18 protein-coding genes and 2 other annotated features are annotated in these 20,773 nt (G+C 37.8%); of the genes, 12 read left to right on the top strand and 6 right to left on the bottom strand.

The features are described from left to right. Positions 1 to 258: 258 nt before the first annotated feature. Complete coding sequence (locus J7Q84_RS04740; protein ID WP_209093289.1) at positions 259 to 486, bottom strand: helix-turn-helix domain-containing protein; 228 nt, start codon at positions 484 to 486, stop codon at positions 259 to 261. A 428-nt stretch (positions 487 to 914) separates the two neighbouring features. On the opposite strand from J7Q84_RS04740, the gene J7Q84_RS04745 reads away from it, so the two are divergent. Continuing rightward, the gene (locus tag J7Q84_RS04745; RefSeq protein WP_209093290.1) at positions 915 to 1,589 is read left to right on the top strand and encodes a hypothetical protein; all 675 of its coding nucleotides are present in this window, start codon (positions 915 to 917) and stop codon (positions 1,587 to 1,589) included. After that, entirely contained in the window at positions 1,582 to 1,983 is a 402-nt protein-coding gene (locus tag J7Q84_RS04750) for a hypothetical protein (protein ID WP_209093291.1), read from the top strand. Before J7Q84_RS04745 ends, J7Q84_RS04750 begins: the two co-directional genes overlap by 8 nt. Positions 1,984 to 2,041: 58 nt before the next feature. On the opposite strand, the gene J7Q84_RS04755 is transcribed toward J7Q84_RS04750, so the two are convergent. After that, positions 2,042 to 2,548, bottom strand: a complete 507-nt coding sequence (locus tag J7Q84_RS04755; protein ID WP_209093292.1) for an acyl-CoA thioesterase — start codon at positions 2,546 to 2,548, stop codon at positions 2,042 to 2,044. Between the two features lie 331 nt (positions 2,549 to 2,879). On the opposite strand from J7Q84_RS04755, the gene J7Q84_RS04760 reads away from it, so the two are divergent. Continuing rightward, entirely contained in the window at positions 2,880 to 4,037 is a 1,158-nt protein-coding gene (locus J7Q84_RS04760) for a cation:proton antiporter (protein WP_209093293.1), read from the top strand. Positions 4,038 to 4,205: 168 nt separating this feature from the next. Here J7Q84_RS04760 and J7Q84_RS04765 read toward each other — a convergent pair whose 3' ends face one another. After that, positions 4,206 to 4,850 (bottom strand): protein kinase family protein, encoded by a 645-nt coding sequence (locus tag J7Q84_RS04765; RefSeq protein WP_481747531.1) that lies wholly within the window; start codon positions 4,848 to 4,850, stop codon positions 4,206 to 4,208. 123 nt (positions 4,851 to 4,973) lie between these two features. Here J7Q84_RS04765 and J7Q84_RS04770 point away from each other — a divergent pair, with 123 nt between their 5' ends. The 8 genes from J7Q84_RS04770 (at position 4,974) to J7Q84_RS04805 (ending at position 16,227) form a co-directional block, all read left to right on the top strand. After that, the gene (locus J7Q84_RS04770) at positions 4,974 to 5,552 is read left to right on the top strand and encodes a DUF421 domain-containing protein (protein ID WP_209093295.1); all 579 of its coding nucleotides are present in this window, start codon (positions 4,974 to 4,976) and stop codon (positions 5,550 to 5,552) included. A gap of 156 nt (positions 5,553 to 5,708) precedes the next feature. Next, entirely contained in the window at positions 5,709 to 7,994 is a 2,286-nt protein-coding gene (helD, locus tag J7Q84_RS04775; protein WP_209093296.1) for an RNA polymerase recycling motor HelD, read from the top strand. 342 nt (positions 7,995 to 8,336) lie between these two features. Further along, complete coding sequence (locus tag J7Q84_RS04780; protein ID WP_209093297.1) at positions 8,337 to 10,085, top strand: matrixin family metalloprotease; 1,749 nt, start codon at positions 8,337 to 8,339, stop codon at positions 10,083 to 10,085. A 906-nt stretch (positions 10,086 to 10,991) separates the two neighbouring features. Next, complete coding sequence (locus J7Q84_RS04785; protein ID WP_209093298.1) at positions 10,992 to 11,987, top strand: radical SAM/SPASM domain-containing protein; 996 nt, start codon at positions 10,992 to 10,994, stop codon at positions 11,985 to 11,987. Further along, the gene (locus J7Q84_RS04790) at positions 11,977 to 12,342 is read left to right on the top strand and encodes a hypothetical protein (RefSeq protein WP_209093299.1); all 366 of its coding nucleotides are present in this window, start codon (positions 11,977 to 11,979) and stop codon (positions 12,340 to 12,342) included. Before J7Q84_RS04785 ends, J7Q84_RS04790 begins: the two co-directional genes overlap by 11 nt. Before the next feature lie 316 nt (positions 12,343 to 12,658). Beyond that, entirely contained in the window at positions 12,659 to 13,054 is a 396-nt protein-coding gene (locus tag J7Q84_RS04795; RefSeq protein ID WP_209093300.1) for a DUF350 domain-containing protein, read from the top strand. A gap of 204 nt (positions 13,055 to 13,258) precedes the next feature. Beyond that, the gene (locus J7Q84_RS04800; protein WP_209093301.1) at positions 13,259 to 14,386 is read left to right on the top strand and encodes a 3D domain-containing protein; all 1,128 of its coding nucleotides are present in this window, start codon (positions 13,259 to 13,261) and stop codon (positions 14,384 to 14,386) included. Between the two features lie 163 nt (positions 14,387 to 14,549). Further along, positions 14,550 to 14,773 (top strand) — a binding site (T-box leader). Positions 14,774 to 14,811: 38 nt separating this feature from the next. Beyond that, positions 14,812 to 15,033, top strand: a binding site (T-box leader). Positions 15,034 to 15,126: 93 nt separating this feature from the next. Continuing rightward, on the top strand, positions 15,127 to 16,227 hold the full coding sequence (locus J7Q84_RS04805; RefSeq protein WP_209093302.1) for a bifunctional 3-deoxy-7-phosphoheptulonate synthase/chorismate mutase: 1,101 nt from the start codon (positions 15,127 to 15,129) through the stop codon (positions 16,225 to 16,227). Positions 16,228 to 16,345: 118 nt separating this feature from the next. Here the strand turns inward: J7Q84_RS04805 and J7Q84_RS04810 are convergent, their stop codons facing one another. Genes J7Q84_RS04810 through J7Q84_RS04820 form a run of 3 tightly spaced genes read right to left on the bottom strand, consistent with a single transcriptional unit; the run spans position 16,346 to position 20,044 of the window. After that, on the bottom strand, positions 16,346 to 17,491 hold the full coding sequence (locus J7Q84_RS04810) for a Ger(x)C family spore germination protein (protein ID WP_209093303.1): 1,146 nt from the start codon (positions 17,489 to 17,491) through the stop codon (positions 16,346 to 16,348). Continuing rightward, a complete protein-coding gene (locus J7Q84_RS04815) occupies positions 17,488 to 18,951 on the bottom strand; it encodes a spore germination protein (protein ID WP_247739087.1) in 1,464 nt (487 codons plus the stop codon). The genes J7Q84_RS04810 and J7Q84_RS04815 overlap by 4 nt, the downstream gene beginning before the upstream one ends. Next, positions 18,914 to 20,044, bottom strand: coding sequence for an endospore germination permease (locus J7Q84_RS04820; protein WP_209093304.1), 1,131 nt, complete (start codon positions 20,042 to 20,044; stop codon positions 18,914 to 18,916). Before J7Q84_RS04820 ends, J7Q84_RS04815 begins: the two co-directional genes overlap by 38 nt. A 184-nt stretch (positions 20,045 to 20,228) precedes the next feature. Between J7Q84_RS04820 and J7Q84_RS04825 the strand changes: the two genes are divergently transcribed. Further along, complete coding sequence (locus tag J7Q84_RS04825) at positions 20,229 to 20,714, top strand: hypothetical protein (protein WP_209093305.1); 486 nt, start codon at positions 20,229 to 20,231, stop codon at positions 20,712 to 20,714. The last annotated feature ends 59 nt before the right edge of the window (positions 20,715 to 20,773 follow it).

Raw genomic sequence — 20,773 nt, forward strand, 5'->3', positions numbered from 1 at the left:
GCGGAAATGGATATACTAAAGTTTTTTCAATATGTATGTTCTGCATTAGCTTTTGGATGCTTAGGATTTACATATTACAAAATGTATAAACAAGAAAAGAAAGGATAACGATTTGAATAAAGGATATAGGTAAGTAAAACGGCCTGCTTATCAATGAAGTGGACAGGCCGTTTTTTGATTTAAGTGAACTTTTTGTTAAAAGGAATAGGGTGTTCGAAGGCAGGGAGCAGGTGTTGAAAATAGAGTACCTAGCGAAGATTACAAGTTCAAAATTTTGAAGAATTCTGCCATGCTTATTCCAAGCGCCAAACAAATTTTTTGCAAAGAATCGATTGTTGCGCCCCTTTGACCTCGTTCGACCATACCGATAAAGTTTTTGTGCAATTCTGCTTGATCTGCAAGCTGGGCTTGTGATAAGCCGTTTCGTAATCGTTCATTTTTAATTGTGTTTCCAATTTCTAATAATAAATTGTCTTGTCTTTTCATACTAATCACCACTCATTATTATAGTATAAAAAAAAGTTTTCGGCATTCAGAAATACTTATATTTTATAGAAAATTAAACTCTATGAAACTTTGTAAAAAATTATACATATAAATCTAATAAAGATAAAGTGAAACTTTTGTTAGCAAATGTTTTTTTAGGTTTTGGGATGGAGTCAGTAGGAGAAGGTTTAAAATACTTATTCGTATGAAGGTAGACTATCCGCTAATATGGAATACATTTAAGTAAGAAGTACATGTTTTAGAAGCATGGAAGGTAAAAGAAGAAAATACTTGAAAAAACTAGATGTGAGTTGCAGCCCTCTTTACTCTGTTGTATTAGAATCTAAAGTTTATATTCGCCCTGTAATCAAACAGACGATTATACTAACTCAGTACGATAGGCAGGGACTCTATAGTGGAGGATGAGTATGTCAGGAGAAACGAAATTCCCCCCGTTTCATACTCTTGATTTTGTACTCAAAAAAGTACAAGTCACTTTAGCTGAATTTCATGGTTTAAGATTGACCCCGGTTGATGAGTTAAGTGTTGAGGAAAGAAAAGTGATAAAGCAAATACGAGATGCTGTACCCGCGCCAACCTCTGACACATGGATGCAAAAAGTAATACCGATAGAATATATTGAAAGGTATTTGCGAGGTGAGTGGTGGGCAGTCGGCGGTTGTCTTACTAAGGCGGCGGATGTAAGAGGAGTGACAATGCCAAAGGATGTCTTTAATTCTTTGCGTTTAGACTATAAAGACACTCCGTATACAAAGAAAACGGATTATGGGTTAATTAAATTTAAAACGGATCAAACAGACCAAATTTATATTCCATATCATAAAAAGTTTGGGGATCCGGTTAATGTGAAACATGAAATCTCTTATCCGCAAACAGGTAACGGATTTACAGCTTCAGAAAACGGTACAGTAATTCCTGAATACGAAACACCTTGGGGTGTATTTTTAGATCCGGAAGACGGCGCAGAGCTATATAGGGTTGCAAATGGAGAAGAATTATTAATTGGAATATTTGATGAAAGAAAAGAACGGTTCGTTCCTATGCAATCAACAAAGCGAGTGAGGAGAATCTTTAATGGTTAAACATGGGAAATATGGTATCTTTAAAGGAGAAGAGTATAGGTTAGTAAAGATACAAGGGGACACAGCGGAGCTTGTATCCCACAATAGCTATGATGCATATAAAGGATTCATACCATATGAGCAAGACGATACTATTTACATAAAAAAAATTTACACATCTCATTTAGAGTTTGCATATCGAGTTATGACGTTTGCTTTATATAAAGGTCATAAGCTTGGTGTTGTTTCAGATAAAGGCGATACCTTTTTACTCGGAACAACTGATACGAAAGCATGGAGGGACTTAGGGATGCAGGTTATCAATAAATTTGAATATCATATCGAGGTTCCGAAAAATCAAGTTGAGCTGGTAGAAGTAAAAACGCCGATTTTAGGGTTTCAACTAAATTTATAAATGTGCAGTTGTTTATCTTTTTAATGAAGCAGACAAGAGTTTTTAACAAAATTTCAATTCATATGTTTCCATCTGCGGCAAGAATGGAGGCAATTGCTTTACTATGCTCGATTTGCTCGTGCTTTTTTTCTTGCTTTTTTAAAGCGAGGTGATATAGCGCTTTTTCTTCTTCCGTTTCAGGAACGACTTTGGGAATCAGGACGGGTTTCCCGTTTTCCAGTGCAACGAATGTTAAAAAGGATGTAGCGGCTATTCGTTTTAACCCTGTCAATAAATTTTCTGCCACGGCTTTGACGAAAATAACCATGGAGGTTCTCCCTGTAAAAACAACAAAAGATTCGTAAGTGACATAGTCCTTTTCAGTAACCGGTCCTAAAAAATCTACATGGTCGATAGAAGCAGTCACACATTCCTTTCGGCAATGTCTTGCTGCGGAAATGGAAGCCGTCATATCCATTTGAGATAAAATATGACCTCCAAATAAAGTATGGTGATTATTTAAATTTGTAGGGAAAACGCGTTCTGTTTGAAAGACGCGTGACACGTGACACGGAATTTCATTCATCGAGTATGCTCCTCTCACATTTCATCGAAATATAATCATGCCTCTCTTATAATATGTAATTCAAACAGTATCTATCATGGATCTATGTGAAGGAAAGACGGTCATGCCGGATTTTCATTTTTGTATTTACTTTTTAAAGTAAATTTCATATAATGTAATTATCATAAGAAAATATGTGCAGTACTTGGAGGAGCCTGTCACTACGGGACCCTTGTATGCATTTTTAGAGGAGCCGGTAGTTTAGGCTCCTCTTTTTGTGTTGAAAAGAAGTCTGAATATTTAGTTTATTTTATTTTTACATTTTGAGAAAAGGAAAGGATGAGAAATACGTATGTTAATAATGGAATTAGCGATAATATTGCTTGCTTCTAAAATTGCAGGTGACATTAGTGTCAGAATGGGGCAGCCGTCTGTATTAGGAAAACTGTTAATCGGGATTGTGCTCGGACCCTCTGTATTAGGATTAGTAAATGATACAGATGTTCTTCGTGAAATTAGTCAAATCGGGGTTATTTTGCTGATGTTTATTGCAGGACTGGAAACAGATCTTGATGAGTTTAAGAGAACCGGAAAAGCGTCTGGGATAGTCGGAGCAAGCGGTGTTATTATTCCTCTTTCCTTAGGGTATGGAGCTGGGATAGTGATGGGGATGTCCATGCTAGAGTCGGTATTTTTAGGATTATTACTTTCTGCGACTAGTGTAAGCATCTCTGTTCAGGCATTAAAGGAAATGGGGAAATTAAAGTCAAAAGAAGGGGCTACAATTTTAGGAGCGGCAGTAATTGATGATATTTTAGTCATCGTCGCATTGGCATTTGTGATGAGCATGGCAGGCGGAGACGTAAATCTAGGCATGGTACTTTTGAAAAAAATAGTGTTCTTTGCTGTGATTATCGTTCTAACCTGGAAGCTTGTGCCGTGGGTGTTGAAAAAGTTCGCCCCGTTTAAAGTATCAGAATCTATCATTTCTGCAGCATTAATCATTTGCTTCTTTTTTGCATACTTTGCAGAAATGGCTGGAGTAGCTGCTATCATTGGCGCGTATATTGCAGGCATTGGCGTCAGCGTTACGAAATATAAGCATGAGGTATTTGAAAAAGTAGAAACTATCAGTTATTCCATTTTCGTTCCTGTGTTTTTTACATCCATTGGAGTAACCGCGCAATTTTCTGGCATCGGTGATCATATTGGAATGATTGTGCTATTAAGTGTATTGGCGATTGTAACAAAATTATTCGGATGTGCGATTGGCGCAAAAGCTGCCGGGTTCGCATGGAGAAATTCTATGGGAATCGGTGCCGCAATGGTATCAAGAGGGGAAGTGGCATTAATAATCGCTGCTATCGGACTTGAGGCAGGACTTCTCGCACAAGACATGTTTGCTGTAATCGTGGCTGTTGTCCTTGTAACTACTATTGTTACACCTCCGATGATGAAGTTATTTTTTAAAGAAGTAAAAGAAAATAAAAAAGAAGCAGAAACGGCGTAATACACGATTGGTTTCATGAATTCATAAAGCAGCATAATGAGGGTAACACAGTCTTTGAATTGGCTTCATGAATGCAAGAGAGAGGGATAGGGACACAAACGTTTCATTTGTTTGCCTAAACATTAGTTACGTTTGTAATAACAGAAACAAGAAGCCATAGGTGACTAATCACTTATGGCTTCTACTATTTTTATAGATGCGGTATCCTTTTCGAATCCATTCTAATATTACGAACGGCACAGGAAACGTAAATCGTTGAAAAAGAGGAGCATAAATAACGTTATATGCTTTTCGCAAGTCCTGCCATTTTGAGCACTGTCCTTCTTTCAGGAAATCGGAGATATCTACAACATAGCCGCGGCCATTGTGCAGTACAACGTTCTTGCCATGCACATCACTTGGGTTTAATCCTCTTGTCTTTGCATAAAAGAGGGCTTTATCTATGTCTTTGATAACTTGTTTAGGGATGTACACGCCTCTGTATACAGCATTAAATAGAGTAATTCCGTCTAGTTTTTTTAATATCAAATAGTTTTTGCCGTGACCGAACAATTGCGAATAAGAAGGGTGAGATCCGATTTTTTTGTACACTTCAATCTCTTGTTCGATGCCGGTGCGGTTTGAAGCATAAATTTTCACAACAAAACCATCATATTCCTGCCGTGAAAAAACGGCAGCATAGTTTCCGTTTCCAATCAGCGACCAAGGAGCAGGGATATGGGAAACTGTAACGGGTTCATGCTCTGCTTCTCCATAAATATGAATAATCGGTAAAAGCTCTTTTTCTACTAATGTTTGAAACTGTTGATGCACCGAGCAATCCCCCAAATAGATAATATCCTTTATTTTATCATGCCAGCTTACATTTTGGATTTGATTTTTTATAAAGTTGAGGGGTTTGGTTAAAATAACCAAAAGGATGAAGGAGTGTAAAGGATGGAAACGATAGGGAAGTCGATTTTAATGGTTGTAATTGGTGTATTATTTTTACGATTTGCAGGCAGAAAATCAATTGCACAAATGACATTAGCAGAAACAGTTGTTATGATTTCAATCGGGGCCATCATTATTCAGCCTATTGTAGAGAATAGTGTTTCTAAAACGATACTAGCGATAGGGACATTTATTGTAACATTGGTAATATTAGAAGTTTTACAACTGAAGTTCAATCCGTTAGAAAAGTTTTTGACGGGAAAAGCAAAGATTGTTATTGAAGAAGGCACGATTTGCGTTGGCAATTTAAGAAAGATGAGAATGACAGTTGATCAGCTCGAAATGCTCCTTCGCCAGCAGGGAATCATAAATTTTTCTAGTATCAAAATTGCTACTATCGAACCTAATGGAACACTAGGGTATGATTTATATCCTGATGAAAAGCCGTTAACAGTAGGGGAGTTTAAAAAGCTGATGTCTCAATATATCACACAAAACCCATTACCAGCTGATAAGGGAGTTACTATTTTTCAAGAAATTAAAAAGTCAACGAACAAGCACTCTCCTAAAAATTTAAAATGAAGAAAAGAGTTGGGTTTGAAGGATAGGTTTTGATTCAAATAAATGCAAATGCTTTTCTATAAAATGCCACCGAAGTCATTTACCCTAATAAAGAAAAAATATATAATAGATAAGCACTCTATGCCCGTTACCATACATACTAGAGAGGAGAGTCTTATGACAGCATTTCAGCACCCTGAGTATGCATTTGAAAAGGAACGTTTGGAGTTTACAAAGTCGTATATGAGCTTGCTTTTGGCCGCTGCCAAAGAAAATGAACAAAAGTATCAAGAGCATTTGCGAAGTGCATTTTCAAGCTTAACGCCGGGAGACAGCTCGGCAGATTATATTAACCTCTTATTAAATGCAAAGTTTTTAGAAATGACAGAGCGTGAGCATAGGCACCTCGAACGACTGCAAGGGAAGCCTTATTTTGCACGCATTGACTTCCAAGATACCACACAACAAGAGCCTCACATTTATTATATCGGCAAGATGTCTCTCTACGATAAGGACACGCAAAAAGACATAATAGTAGACTGGCGTTCTCCTATTGCGAATGTATACTATGACGGCAGATTAGGAGAAGTATCGTATGAGGTAGAGGGAGATACGATTATCGGAGATTTATCTCTTAAACGTCAATATGCAATTGAGGAAGGCGAGCTTCAAGACATACGAGATATTGATATTACCACAAAAGATGAACTTCTCCAGGAAGCCTTATCTGGAAATGCCCAAAACCGTTTAATGGATATCGTTTCTACTATTCAGGAAGAGCAAAACCGAGTTATACGTGCCGATTTGTATCGCCCACTTATTGTACAAGGCGTTGCAGGAAGCGGAAAAACGACGATAGCCTTGCATCGGATTGCTTATTTTATTTATACACACGCCCAGTCGTTTTCACCGGATGCTATCATGATTTTAGCACCAAGTAAATTATTCCTAACATACATTGCAGAAGTATTGCCTGAGCTTGGTGTAGATCAAGTCAATCAAACCACGTTTCTTGAATTTGTAAATGAATGTTTAAAGAAGCCTGTTGTGTTTTCACGTATGGAGGAAGCGCTCGTCGCTTTTATTCATGAAAAAGATGAGGAGAAAAAGAAGGAAATGGAGCGGGTTATTTCCTTTAAAGGCTCGCTGCAATATTTAAAACTACTTCATCGTTACGCAAAAGATATTGAGAAGCATCTGCTTCCGAAAGAGGATTTCAAAATCGGCGGTCTTACGGTATATAAAGAGGAGAAGCTAAGGCGGCTTTTTTTATATGATTATAAATACTTACCGCCGTTTCAGCGTATCGATAAGCTGAAACGTGTACTTGCGAATCATGTAAAAAGCAAAAAAGCGACACTGGAAAAACGAATTACTGATTATTATGATAATAAAATTGATAGAGCTATTTACCGCATCGATGACCCAGCTAAACGAAAAGAAAAAGTGATTGCTTTAATGGATAAAAAGCTAGAGATGCTTGAGGGGTTTAAAAAGGATTGCAAGACAGCGGTTTCACAGTATATTAGAAAGTTTTCGAAAAAAGATGTGTTTGATTATTATGATGAATTAATTACAAATAAAGAATTGCTCAAAGCATACGGTATGAAAGGATTGAGTCAAAGCATCATCAATGGCATAGTTGCGTCAAAGCAAAAACGAAAGCATCGTTATAAAGTGGAGGATGCGGCGGCATTATTGTATTTACAGTACTATTTATATGGTCCGAAGAATCCTGTGAAAACGAGATGCGTAGTGATTGATGAAGCCCAAGATTACACAATATTTGAATTGTATGCACTGAAAAAAGTATGTAATACAGAGCTGTTCACCATTCTTGGTGATATGTCACAAGGTATTCACGGATATCGAGGTATGAAGCAGTGGGAGCCGCTTGTGCAAAATGTTTTTCCGAAGGGGAATTACTTAACGCTTGAAAGCAGCTACCGTACGACAATTGAGATTATGAATCTGGCTAATGAAGTGTTAAAGAATAACTGCAATGTACAAGTACCGCTTGCAGTGCCTGTTGTCCGCCACGGAAGCTTGCCGCAATTTATGCGATATGCCGAAACGGCAGAGCTCCTTCAATCTATTGAAGATTTTATAGAGGAAGGAAAACAGCAAAAGCTAAAATCCTTTGCATTGCTCGGGAAAACGAAAGAAGAATGCGAAGCGCTGTATGATTTGATTTCCGAACTTAGTTTGCTTCCGGTACGGCTGATTACGGAGCAGCAGGAGCTCGATCATTCTTATGTCTCTATTATCCCGATTCATATCGCGAAAGGGTTAGAGTTTGATTGTGTTGGCATCGTTTCCTATGAAGAAACATACGGCACGGACGAATTGGATGTAAAGCTCGTATACGTTGGAATGACACGTCCCCTTCACAGATTAGGAATCTTTGCGAAGGATAAAAAAGATGTGCTGCTAGAAGGGCTAGACGAAGCGTTATTACAGTAGAGAGCCGGCTTGATGCCGGTTTTTTGTTTTATGAAGAAATATAAACAGTGAGAGAGATATTGAAAAGGAGAGTAATATTGATATAACTAGTGTTCCTATCATGTAGAACACGCTGATAATGAGCATCCCTCCTATCATTCTTCCAGCAGGAATCGCAGATATGAAGCTATACTGAAAAATAATAACGGTTTTGTTCTTGTGGAATTATGTAGACTTTCCGAATTTTTAGAGGATTAATGTTAAAAAATACCTCGAATTCTTTTTATTTACAATTTGAATAAATTTAAATAATATTATTTTGTTAGGACATGTAGCTGTAACTCGGAATTTATAATTGAAAGGATGATTATTATTACTAGATCTACTCTAAGAATTTTGCCATCCACCATTGGACTTGCAAAAAATTCTGTAGGAGCATCAAGTATTGACTTAAAAAAATTCCTTCAAAGATTTGGTTATCTTCCGCAAGCATTTGACTCTGACAGTCAAAGAGAAGTTACAGAAGTGGGATCTCAAGGTGTTTTTGATGATGCTACAGAGGCTGCCTTGCTCAAATACCAAAAATTCCATGGGCTACCGCAATCAGGTGTACTTGATGTAGCGACGGTAAAACAAATGGCTTTACACAGATGTGCAATGCCTGATTTACACGAAGGGCTTGCAGACTTCACGGCTCAAGGTAACAAATGGACTAGAAATAACCTTACCTACAGATTCGTCAACTTTACATCTGATTTAACTCAAGCCCAAATACGATCAGCTTTTGTCTCAGCATTTGGCCTTTGGAGTGCAGTCACTCCTTTAAACTTTACGGAAGTTACAGGCAATGCAGACATTTTAATATCATTTGTTACTAGGGACCATAGTGATGGAAGTCCGTTCGATGGGGTAGGTAACGTGTTGGCACATGCCTTCTATCCACCTCCAAATGGGGGCGATATCGCAGGAGATGCACACTTTGATGATGATGAAACATGGTCTGTAAACTTACCTCCATCAGGTTTTGATCTTATTACCGTTGCCGCTCACGAAATTGGCCATTCCTTGGGGCTTAACCATTCTAACGTTGCAGGTTCACTCATGTTCCCTACATACAGTGGACCGCACCGTTTTCTACATGATGATGACATCAAAGGTATTCAATCCATTTATGGTACTCGGATTCGGAATATCCCGGGCTGGTTCGGAGCTGAGAACCAAGAGGGCGATATTGCCGTTACTGATCTTAACGGCAATGGAAAGCCAGACTTGATTGTTTATCATATTGATAATCCAGGCGGAGAAAACCATGGCTACTACCGGATTGGACGGGATCTAGATGCAAACGGTAATCCTCAGAACGGATGGAGCAATCCAGTCCCAATTCCAGGCTGGTTCGGAGCTGAGAACCAAGGTGGAGGTATAGCCGTTGCCGATCTTAACCGCAATGGGAAGCCGGACTTGATTGTCTATCACATTGATAACCCAAGCGGAGAGAACCGTGGTTACTACCGAATTGGGCGGGACCTTGATACAAACGGTAATCCTCAGAACGGATGGAGCAATCCAGTCCCAATTCCAGGCTGGTTCGGAGCAGAGAACCAAGGCGGCGGTATAGCCGTTGCCGATCTTAACGGTAATGGGAAGCCGGACTTGATTGTCTATCACATTGATAACCCAGGTGGAGAGAACCGTGGTTACTACCGAATTGGTCGGGATCTTGATACAAACGGTAATCCTCAGAATGGATGGAGCAATCCAATCCCGATTCCAGGCTGGTTCGGAGCAGAGAACCAAGGTGGAGGTATAGCCGTTGCTGATCTTAACGGCAATGGGAAGCCGGACTTGATTGTCTATCATATTGATAATCCAGGCGGAGAGAACCATGGTTACTACCGAATTGGTCGGGATCTAGATGCAAACGGTAATCCCCAGAATGGATGGAGCAATCCAATCCCGATTTCAGGCTGGTTCGGAGCAGAAAACCAAGGTGGAGGTATAGCCGTTGCCGATCTTAACGGCAATAGGAAGCCGGACTTGATTGTTTTCCACATTGACAACCCAGGCGGAGAGAACCGTGGTTATTATCGGATTCAATCGGATATAGTATAGAATGTGTTAGTAACCCTTTATACTTTTCAACCTGCAAGTTTGGATTATCTTAATTAAGTTGAAAATAGTTTTAAAACTTTTTTAGGCTGAGTATTGGGTAGGGGCTTATAACCTGTCAAACAAAGCTAAAAAGACTGTTAGTAAGCAGCCTAATATAATCTGGTGCAATAATAGCTTAAAAAAATATAGAACATAGATAGCAGGAAGTGGGACAAACGTCTCGCTTCTATTTTTTTATTTGCAGACTTGCACCAAAACCTTCAAGGCACTCAATCATTATCAATCGGTTGCGTTATCGCTCTTAGTTGTTCTTTTGGAAGTTGATTGTAAGATGGTAAACAATTCGAATGGCTTTCGAACCAAATTTAGTTGCATGGATGTAATGAATTAATGACCTAATATTCTTGTTCCAGAAAAGGGTACTTTAATGGAGTAATATAATTAATTATGGACTGATTGGTTTTTACGAATCAGTCCATTTATATAATATGGAAGTAAGCATGAGCCGAAAAGGAGACTGTTACGAAAATTGCGGTAATCACACCTTGTTGAAAAAAAGAGTGGCTGTATCCAAGGAAGTTTAAAACGAGGGCGGAAGGGAAGTAAGTCATTTTCGAGTACATCGAATGTCTCTACAACTAAAAATTAAGCCGTGCGGCATAGGGATGCTGTACTGCTCTCAAACTCAGAATATGCTCTTCTTGTAAAATGTATATTTTGCTAAGGAATAGATGCAAAGACTGTATAGGGGTACAAGTATACCTCTTAGGATATATTATCAATTAAGCCAAAGAATTTTTTTAGAAATCTAAAGGATTAAATATTCTTAAAATAACAAGACTTGTCATATATATAGAAAGTATTTGTTTATGGATATGTAAATATTTTTTACCAGGGGAGGGTTAAATGACTACAAGTATTAATGGTCATATCAAAATTCATGATTTAGTATTCAGTTTAACGCGTCAATGTAATGCCTTTTGTGATTTTTGTTGCAATGATGATGGACCACTAAAAAAGGGAGTAATAGATCCTGAATATGCTAAGCAGTGGATTAAAGATTTTGTTGAATATGTCCCTTATTGCCGAACAGCAGGATTTACTGGAGGAGAAGTATTTCTGCGTTATCAAGAAATGGAGAAAATTCATGAATATCTTCATGAGTATGACTTTAAAACATCCATAACGACCAATGGGTTTTGGGGGCAAAATCCTGACCGAGCGCGCGTTCAATTAAAACGTTTGATGGAATTAGGATTAAAGGAAATTGCTGTTTCCATTGACCCCAGTCATATCGAATGGGTTCCATTAAAGCATTCAACAGCAGCAGTTAAAATAGCTTTGGAATGTGGTTTGACAGTAGCTGTCACTAGTCATTTTAAAAGCGGCGAAGGTTCAGCAAAAGATTATTTTGAACCAGAATATCACCCGCATATTATTTGGGATGAAAGTCATTACGTTTTACCGGTGGGTAGAGCTAAACAATTACCGAAGGAAAGTTTCAAATCTAGTAGTCTTGAGCATTTATTTTGCCCTCGAGTTCAAATGGTTATTCAACCAAACGGTGATGTAGACCCTTGTTGCTCTGTTTGCTTAGATGACGGTGTATTTGTTGTTGGCAATTTGTATCGTCAAACAATGCCAGAAGTATTAGTAAATATGTTAAGCGACATGTATCTTAAAATTATTACCCATCGTGGTTTGGATGAATTAGAGAAAATTGTACAAAGGTATCACCCAACATATTTTTTACCTAAAAGAGAATATTCTGTATGTTATATGTGTAATAATTTGAGGCAGCAGGATAACTTCTGGATGGTGAAAGATGCTATGCAAAAATATACTAATGAGTTGTTAATTGAAAATCTGCAAAAAATAAAGGGGGATATTTATGCCTGTTAACAAAGAGGAAATGGAAAAGTTAGCTGAATTAATGGAAAAGAATCCGAAGTTAATTCAAGCTGCAATGTCAGGTATGTCACAGGCTTTAATTAAGGAACTTCAGGCAGAAGGTCTACATAATCAAATTAGTCCTGAAGTTCTTGCCTCCCTTGGCAAAATTGAAACTGTTGGGGATGGAATAAACCCCGTAGCAGATGACTATGTTGCTAGTGCAGTAAGCAGTGTATTGCATGTCGTTAAAGTTGGAGTAGCTGAACTTGCTTCTGATTTAGCTAAACTATCAAAAGTAAACACAAAAATAAACACTAAGCTGGATAAATTAAATTTAAAGGGAATAATTAATCGACCTAAGTAAAGTAACCTCATAGTGAAATATTGTGAGGAATAAAAGTCTTTAGTTTAAAAAGTAATCAATCTTATACTTTCTCATAAAAAAGGGCCACAACCTAAAATGGTAGTGGCTCTACTTGTATTCGACGATTTTATACTTGGTATACTTATTTTTATATTGTTTTTCTATATTAGATCTGCAAGCCAGACATGTATTGCCTTTTATATGAATTTTAAAAAAATGTCCCAAAACCATTTTTATCCGGCAGTAAATATGAAATAATAGAAACAATAATATGTATTATGGCAGCGGACATCTTGCTGTGGGAAAGGAGAGAATAATGGAACTGTTTGTAAGTTTTTTATGGTACGCAGGTGCGGGGATAGGGTTATTATTTGTTGGGCTGCTTGTGTTTGAGCTGACAACAAAAACAAAAGAGTTTCAGCTGATCGGACAAGGAAATCAAGCTGCAGCCATGTCAATTGGAGGGAAACTGCTAGGATTAGCGTTTGTGTTAGGGTCTGCGATTGCAAACTCTTTATCTATCGCAGATATGTTAATTTGGGGTGCAGTTGGAATTGCTGCCCAGATCGTTTTTTTCTATTTGGCGGAGCTGATTACTATTCGTTTCAGTATAAGCAAAGCAATTGAAGAAGATAATAAAGCAGTTGGTATTATGATATTGCTTTTATCATTATCGATTGGCTGGGTTATCGGACAATGTTTAACATATTAATGGGGGAGCACACCGTATAAACGGTGTGCTTTTTTAGTAAGAGGGGTATACATATTGGGGTGTTGTTTTGCTCTCAAACTCAGAATATGGTATTCTTGTAAAAAGGTATATTTTGCTAAGGGATATATAGGATGTGTAGGGACACAAGTATGCCTCTTGGGACAAGGGTAGGATGCTTTTTCGCAGAAATAAAGGAGGACTTTCATGAGCTATACGAGGCGTATCGGCAGTTGTGTGCTAGCGGGTGTGTTATGTATAACAGGAACGTCTGCTGTTTGGGCACAAACGAATCAGGAAACATGGAACAATATGCAAGATCAACTGCAGCATAATGACACCAATTTAAAGCAGAAAGAACAAGAAAAGCAAGCAATCACGAAAGAGATACATACATTAGAGCAAGAGTTGGAGAGCTTGAATGAGGTTATCAACGAAAATAAAAGAGAGCAAAAGCAAATTCAAGAAAAGATAGAAAAAACGAATAAGCTCATTGAACAAAAAAAGGAAGAGATTATCCTGTTGGAAGATAAGGTACACATGAGGAAAAACATTATAAAAAACCGGATGATTTCTCTTCAAAGTAATGATAATACGAATCTAATTATCAGTGTATTGGTGAACTCTGATAGTATTGCAGAATTTTTCGAGCGTGCAAGTGCAGCAGCTACCATTTTAAATGCGGATAAAGATATACTGGTTATGCAAAAAGAAGATCTAGAGCAAATTGAAAAAGATAAAGAGATTATCAATCAACAAGAACAAGCGCTGCGAGTGGATAAAGAGCTTTTAGCGGCAAAAGAAGCGGAACTTGAAGCCAATTTGCAAAAGAAGCAAGAGTCTTTGCAAGCAGTACAGGTAAAATATAATGAAATTACAAGTCAAATTACAGTAGCAGAAAATGAAAAAGCATCCTTACAAGCAAGTCTGAAAAATATTCAAGCAGCCATTGCAAAGGAACAGGAAGCGGCAAGAGCAGCAGCTGAAGCGGAGAAAGAAGCAGAAGTTACAAATCCTCAGCCACCTGTTCCTCCTGCAAGCGGGAAGGAAATGTATGTGGAAGCGACCGCATACAGCGTAGAGGGAAGTCCTACACATGAGAGAATTACAAAATACGGCTATGATATTGGAACAAATCCAGATATGAAGATGATCGCGATAGACCCAACCGTTATCCCCCCGCATTCTAGAGTATGGGTAGAAGGATATGGAGAAGCGATTGCCGGTGACACAGGCAGTGCGATCATTGGCCATAAAATTGACGTATTAATGCCAAGCAATGCAGCTGCGATTCAGTGGGGCAGAAAGAGAGTAAAGTTGATAATTCTAGATTAAGAGAAAGCTGTGAAGACACTCTTCACAGCTTTTTTGACAGGTAAGCAATATGTTGGATTGAAAAAATATAGTAAAAAATGTAAAAAAGTTATTGACAATTAGGGTATAGCAATCTTATAATACAAATCATAAAATGATTTATTATTTAGAAAAATCAAAAAATAAACATGCGAAGAACGGATAAAATAGTGTTCATCTCCCTATTTTAGAGAGCTGATGGTTGGTGAGAATCAGTATAAAGATGAGCGTGAAGTACAGTCCTGGAGCATCTTTTTCGTAGTAAAGGGAAGCCTTTATGAAGGGAAAGACGGTATAAGCCGTTATACTAATGAAGAGGTGAACAATAGTTCACAAATAGGGTGGTACCGCGTATATTACGTCCCTATCGAGAAAATCGATAGGGGCGTTTTTATATACAATTGGATAATTAAGCGAAGAAGGGAAACAGTAGTGCACAGTTGTTGTTTCAGAGAGCTGATGGTTGGTGAGAATCAGTACAATAGTGAGCATGAATACAATCCCGGAGCATCTTTTTCGTAGTAAAGGGAGACCTTTATGAAGGGAAAGACGGTGCAAGCCGTTATAGTAACGAAGAGGTGAACAGTAGTTCACAAATAGGGTGGTACCGCGTATATTACGCCCCTATCGAGAAAATCGATAGGGGCGTTTCTGTTTTTTAAAGGGGTGATGCAGAGAAAAAAGATTGGCAAGCCATTTACAAAAATTAAGGAGTGAAATTTATGAGTAAACAAAATTTGGAAATGCTGCGTCAAAAGGTAGACGAAATTAACCTGGAAATTTTACATTTATTGAATGAACGTGCAAAGGTGGTCCAAGAAATAGGGCTAGTAAAGGCTGCACACGGCATTAAGCGATTCGATCCGGTACGCGAACGGCAAGTGCTGGATTTATTAGCGGAACATAACAATGGTCCTTTTGAAACATCAACAATTCAGCATATCTTTAAAACTATTTTTCAAACAAGTCTGGAACTGCAAGAGGATGATCATCGCAAAGCATTATTAGTATCTCGTAAGAAAAAACCAAGCAACACGGTTGTCGATGTAAAAGGGGTGAAGCTTGGTGACGGAAGTCAGCACTTTATTATGGGCCCATGTGCAGTAGAGAGCTATGAACAAGTTCGTCAAGTTGCAAAAGCGTTGAAAGATCAAGGAGTGAGCTTAATTCGAGGCGGAGCATTTAAACCGCGCACCTCTCCATACGATTTTCAGGGACTGGGAGAAGAAGGTTTGAAAATTTTACGTGAGGTGGCAGACGAATTTAGTTTGGCAGTCATCAGTGAAATTTTAAATCCAAATGATATAGAAATGTCCTTACAGTATGTAGATGTTATTCAAATTGGTGCCCGTAATATGCAAAATTTTGATTTATTAAAAGCAGCAGGGCGAGTAAATAAACCTGTATTATTAAAACGGGGATTGGCTGCGACCATTGAAGAATTTATTAATGCTGCCGAATATATTATCTCGCAAGGAAATGACCAAATTATTTTATGTGAACGCGGTATTCGAACATATGAAAGAGCGACGCGTAATACATTAGATATTTCGGCAGTTCCGATTTTAAAACAAGAAACACACTTACCGGTTATAGTGGATGTCACGCATTCAACAGGGCGTAAGGATTTATTGCTTCCAGCTGCTAGAGCCGCGTTAGCAATCGGAGCTGATGCTGTTATGGCAGAGGTGCATCCAGACCCAGCGGTAGCTTTGTCGGATTCGGCGCAACAAATGAGTATTCCAGAGTTCCACAGCTTTATGAAAGAATTAACAGAGTTTCGGATGCGTTTATCTAAAGTAACTGCTGAATCTAATAAGTAATCGATTTCATATAAGAGAGGCTGTGCCCTCACTCACTAGCAAATAAACCCGGTGCCCAAGGCACCGGGTTTATTTGTGTAAATAGCCGAGCAGAAAGAGAGAGAATGAATATATACTGTTATTTGTTCTTTGTATTATACCTATAGCTATTAAAGTTATTTATTTCAACCTCAACCTTTAATTTTTGCAATGAATTTTCATGTAAGTAAAAGGAAGGATTTTTTTGAAGGTCATGATATTCCTTAGGATGCTTGCGATACCATTTCTCTCCAATGTCGAAACTATCGATACCTCTGTTTCTGCCTTTTTCATACACTTTATTTACCTTGTTTGAAATCTTCTGTTTGATTTTTGAAGCTAGCTCATCGTATGGAATATGCTTTCTTTTTTCTACTAATTCTCCCTGAACAGAAAGCTGCATTGTGAATATTGGGTAGTCTGTCCCCTTTTTATATGTAACTTTCAGTTTAGGATGACCTAAGTCGACCACCGCAATCAATTCATCATCTTCTTTCAATTGTAAAGTAAGGGAGTTTCTTTTTTCTAATATCCAATCGATAAGCAAGGCGTCTTCTTTCGTGATAGTTCCTTTGTTTTCCTCGCTTTGGAACACTGAATAACCGTCAATAAAAATACTAGGGTATTTTTTACCTGCTTTCCAAGCATCCTGATCAATTTTTAAGAGAGGAAGCTTTGCTGCTCCCATTGGCTCATAATATTTTCGTAAAAATTGCATTAAGGACACAGGACGAATTTCATCTTTAAAAAGCTTCTCCTTGCTTTCTTTATATAAAATGGTATAGAGAGGAGGGTAATTGAATAACCCATGGATTTTAAAAACATCTTCTATTTTTTCATTTGTCATAAATACCCGCATAGTACCTCGCACAGAGCGGTTTCTTCCGACTTCTTCTAAAAATTGTTTAATCTTGTTATTACTCACACGCTCCGTTAGTACAATTGTTCTGAGGTGTCCAAAAAATAGAGGGGGATTCGATAATTTATATAATTTACGAACAGCTAAATTTAATGTCTCGCCCCTTGCTGATCCAATATAAACAGGAACTAATTGTGTAAAACTTTGTCCTTCTAGTTTGGCTACATTGGTAAAACTCAATCCTTGTAAATAGATGATATATTCCTTATGATCTTGATCATAATCTACACCAATCCCGATTACATATGCTACATCCTGAATATTTTTTAAACCTGAACAACCGGAAACCATCATACAACACAGTAGAAGTATAAGATATTTTTTCATTGGGAATCTTTCCTCGTTGAATCATTTGGATGGGTAGAAGACGTACGCTTCTTGTATAAATTTCTTGGTAGTCTTATATAGCCTCGTATTACTTCACTCATTTTGATAGGAGCAATTGAACTTAGATAAGGAACACCAAACGATGAGATTGTAGATAAATAAAAAATTGTTAATATAAAGCCTATTGTGACACCGAACAATCCGAAAAATGTAGTAAGTATGAGCATGAAAAATCGTATGAAGGTAACCCCGGAGCTTAGTGATTGATTGACTAAAGTGAATGATGAAACATATGTAATTGCCGCCACCACGAGCATTGTTGGTGAGGTCAGTCCTGCACGTATAGCCGCATCACCTACAACTAATCCGCCCAGAACAGCAACCGTTTGTCCAATTGATCTTGGCAAGCGAACGCCTGCTTCATTAAATAGTTCAAATAAAAATAATATAATAAACATTTCGATTGGCGCTCCTAATGGCAAGCCGAATCTTGAAACAGCAATGGTAGCGACTAATAGATAGGGGATTTGTTCAATATTATAGGCAGAAAAGGCTACCCATATGCTTGGCAGAAATCCAGAGATAAATAGGGCCAACAATCGAATCAATCTTTCGACAGAAACAATCGTATAGCTAAGATACGTGTCTTCAGGTGATTTTGTTTGTGTCAACAGACCAATAGGTGCGATAGAAACGGTAGGGTTTCCATCCACCATTAAGGCGAAACGGCCTTGATTCAAAGCTTCCACAATAAAATCAGGTCTGCCGGTATAATCCATTGTTGGAAACATACTGTAAGGGTGATCCCCCACACTCACTTCTAGCTCATGGATTGTTGTCAGTATATCAATCTCTACTTTTTCCAGTCTCGTTTGAATTTCATTTAATACATTTTTATTAATGACATCGCCTAAATATAGAAGGGCTACTTCTGTTTTACTGCGGACCCCAATCGAGTACTTCTCCACACATAAAGATGGTGTATGCAGTCTCCGGCGAACTAAGGAAATATTGGTTGTTATATCCTCCACAAACCCATCCTTAGCGCCTCGTATGGAAGTTTCGATCGCGGACTCTTCAGGTGTTCGCTTTGGCAGTTCGCTGATATTAATTGTGAAAATCGAATCTTGAAAGATGAATAGGACATTTCCTGTAAACAAAAAATGTGACAATGAATCAATGGAATGCTGTGTAACCTCTTCGACTTGAAACAGTGAACGCAGCAATTTTTGCGGAGTAGTATGAGCTTCAAGCCTAGGTAAAATAAATTGATCTAAATAGTGACTGTTAGTTAAGCTCGCAAAATATATAAGCTGCATGTCTATGCCATGAATCTCATGTTTTTTGAAAAGCAAATCCTGACTATGCAAAAACATAGTATGTAATTGTTCCAGTATCGAACTAATATAATCTTCATTGCTATTAAGAGGAGGTGTCAAGTTCTGTTTTTGTTCTGTCATCTGAGCTGCCTCTTTTCTTCATAAAAATTACAATGAGCGTTGAAAGCAATATTTGTCCCACAAAAAAAATCATACAAGCCGGGAAGAAATAGCGATAAAGCCATTCGTAGAAAAAGTATGTCTCGATTTTCAGCATGAGCAAGGCGAATAGTAGTGACATATATAAAAATATTACTAAAAATAGATTAAGTTTATAGTGCTGAATCTTCTTTGTAAAAAAAGCCCCTGCTAAAAACATAAACAATCCGACTCGAATAATCGCACCAGATAACCATTGATATAGAGCGAAAAAATCCAAGTGAGAAATATATTCTCCAATACTTAGTATTCTCCACTCTTCATATGCGGGATACCTCATGTTATTGGCTTCTGTTGGTCCAAACTCCATGATTGCTGCTGACAAAGGGCCGAGTATAAGAATGGCTAAAAAGGTGACTAAAATAATCAAATGCTTCATTTTAAGAGTATCTTGCATGTAAGGCTGTAAAAGGACAATTAAATACACCTCTAATAATCCTGATAATGTATAGATCATCCCTTTTGCAACAGGCATCGTTCCATTTGACATAATCGGAAATAACAGGGAGGGGTCTTTTTGAGTTGTATTTGTTAAAGCAATAAATGTCCCAAATAACACGACAAATAAAAACAACATCCCTGCAGAGATTGCCATATGTTTAATTCCTGCAAGTGTCACAATAAAGCATACAATAATAAGAAGAATCGTAATCAGGAGCTGCGGAGTATCAGCTAAAAAATATGCATTTAACCAAATGATTAAATCCTTTAATGTTATGTACGAACTAACGATTAAAAAAAGAATGACGGGAGCTCCTAATATATAGTACATAATACTCCCAAATCTTTTGCGGACTGCAGCGAAAAATCCCTCTCGAGTATGCTTTGCTATATAATAAATACAGACAATCAATAACAATGCTACCGGATAGGAAACAAGTACACTTACCCAGCTGTCTCGACCAGAAGCCTGTAAAAGACTTGGAATCAGAAGGACGTGATTTAATAACCCTGTTGATAAGATTAATAAAAATAATAATTGTCCTATAATTAGGATTTTAACTAAGTTTTTCATGTTTTCACCTATAAATTTGAGATATATAGCGCTTTTCTAGTATGTGTAAAAATTTCCAGATTATGTTTATAAACGTACATAGCATTGATGAATAGAAGATTTACTATCTTTTCATTTGGACATACTCCTGACATATTGGCACTCTATCATTCAAAGTGAAAGGCACATAAAGGAGGTCTATGACATGAAAAAGAAAACAATGGTATTTACATTAGCAGGAGCTATTACATTGGGAAGTCTGATTGGAACAGGAACAACCTTTGCGTCATCAGACGATACGGCTCAACAAACACCGCAAGTGAACGTAGAATCGAAAACGGTTGTAACAAAGTGGCTGCAGCGAGTAGCCGATTATTTAGGTATAAATATCGATGGTAAAACACGTAAAGAGGTTCGCAAAGAAGTGCGTCAAACCATCGGTGAAAACAAGAAAGAACATTTATACTTTGAAGCAAAGCGGCTTGGGATTAGCACAGAAGGGAAAAGCAATGAGCAAATTCGTACAGAAGTGAAGGCAGCAAAGCAGGAGAGGAAACAAGAGCGCATTTATCAAGCTGCAGATAAATTCGGCATTTCCACTGAAGGTAAATCATTAGAAGAATTGAAAGAAGAAATAAAACAAGCAAGAGCAGAGAAAAAGCAGAAAAAAAATGACGCTAATAGTAACTAATCAAGGAGAAGACTTGCCTGGGCGAGTCTTCTTTGTGATTTAAAAAAGTGCATATTACA

It is taken from the genome of Bacillus sp. 165, assembly GCF_017742235.1.
Lineage (GTDB): Bacteria > Bacillota > Bacilli > Bacillales > Bacillaceae_G > JAGHKQ01.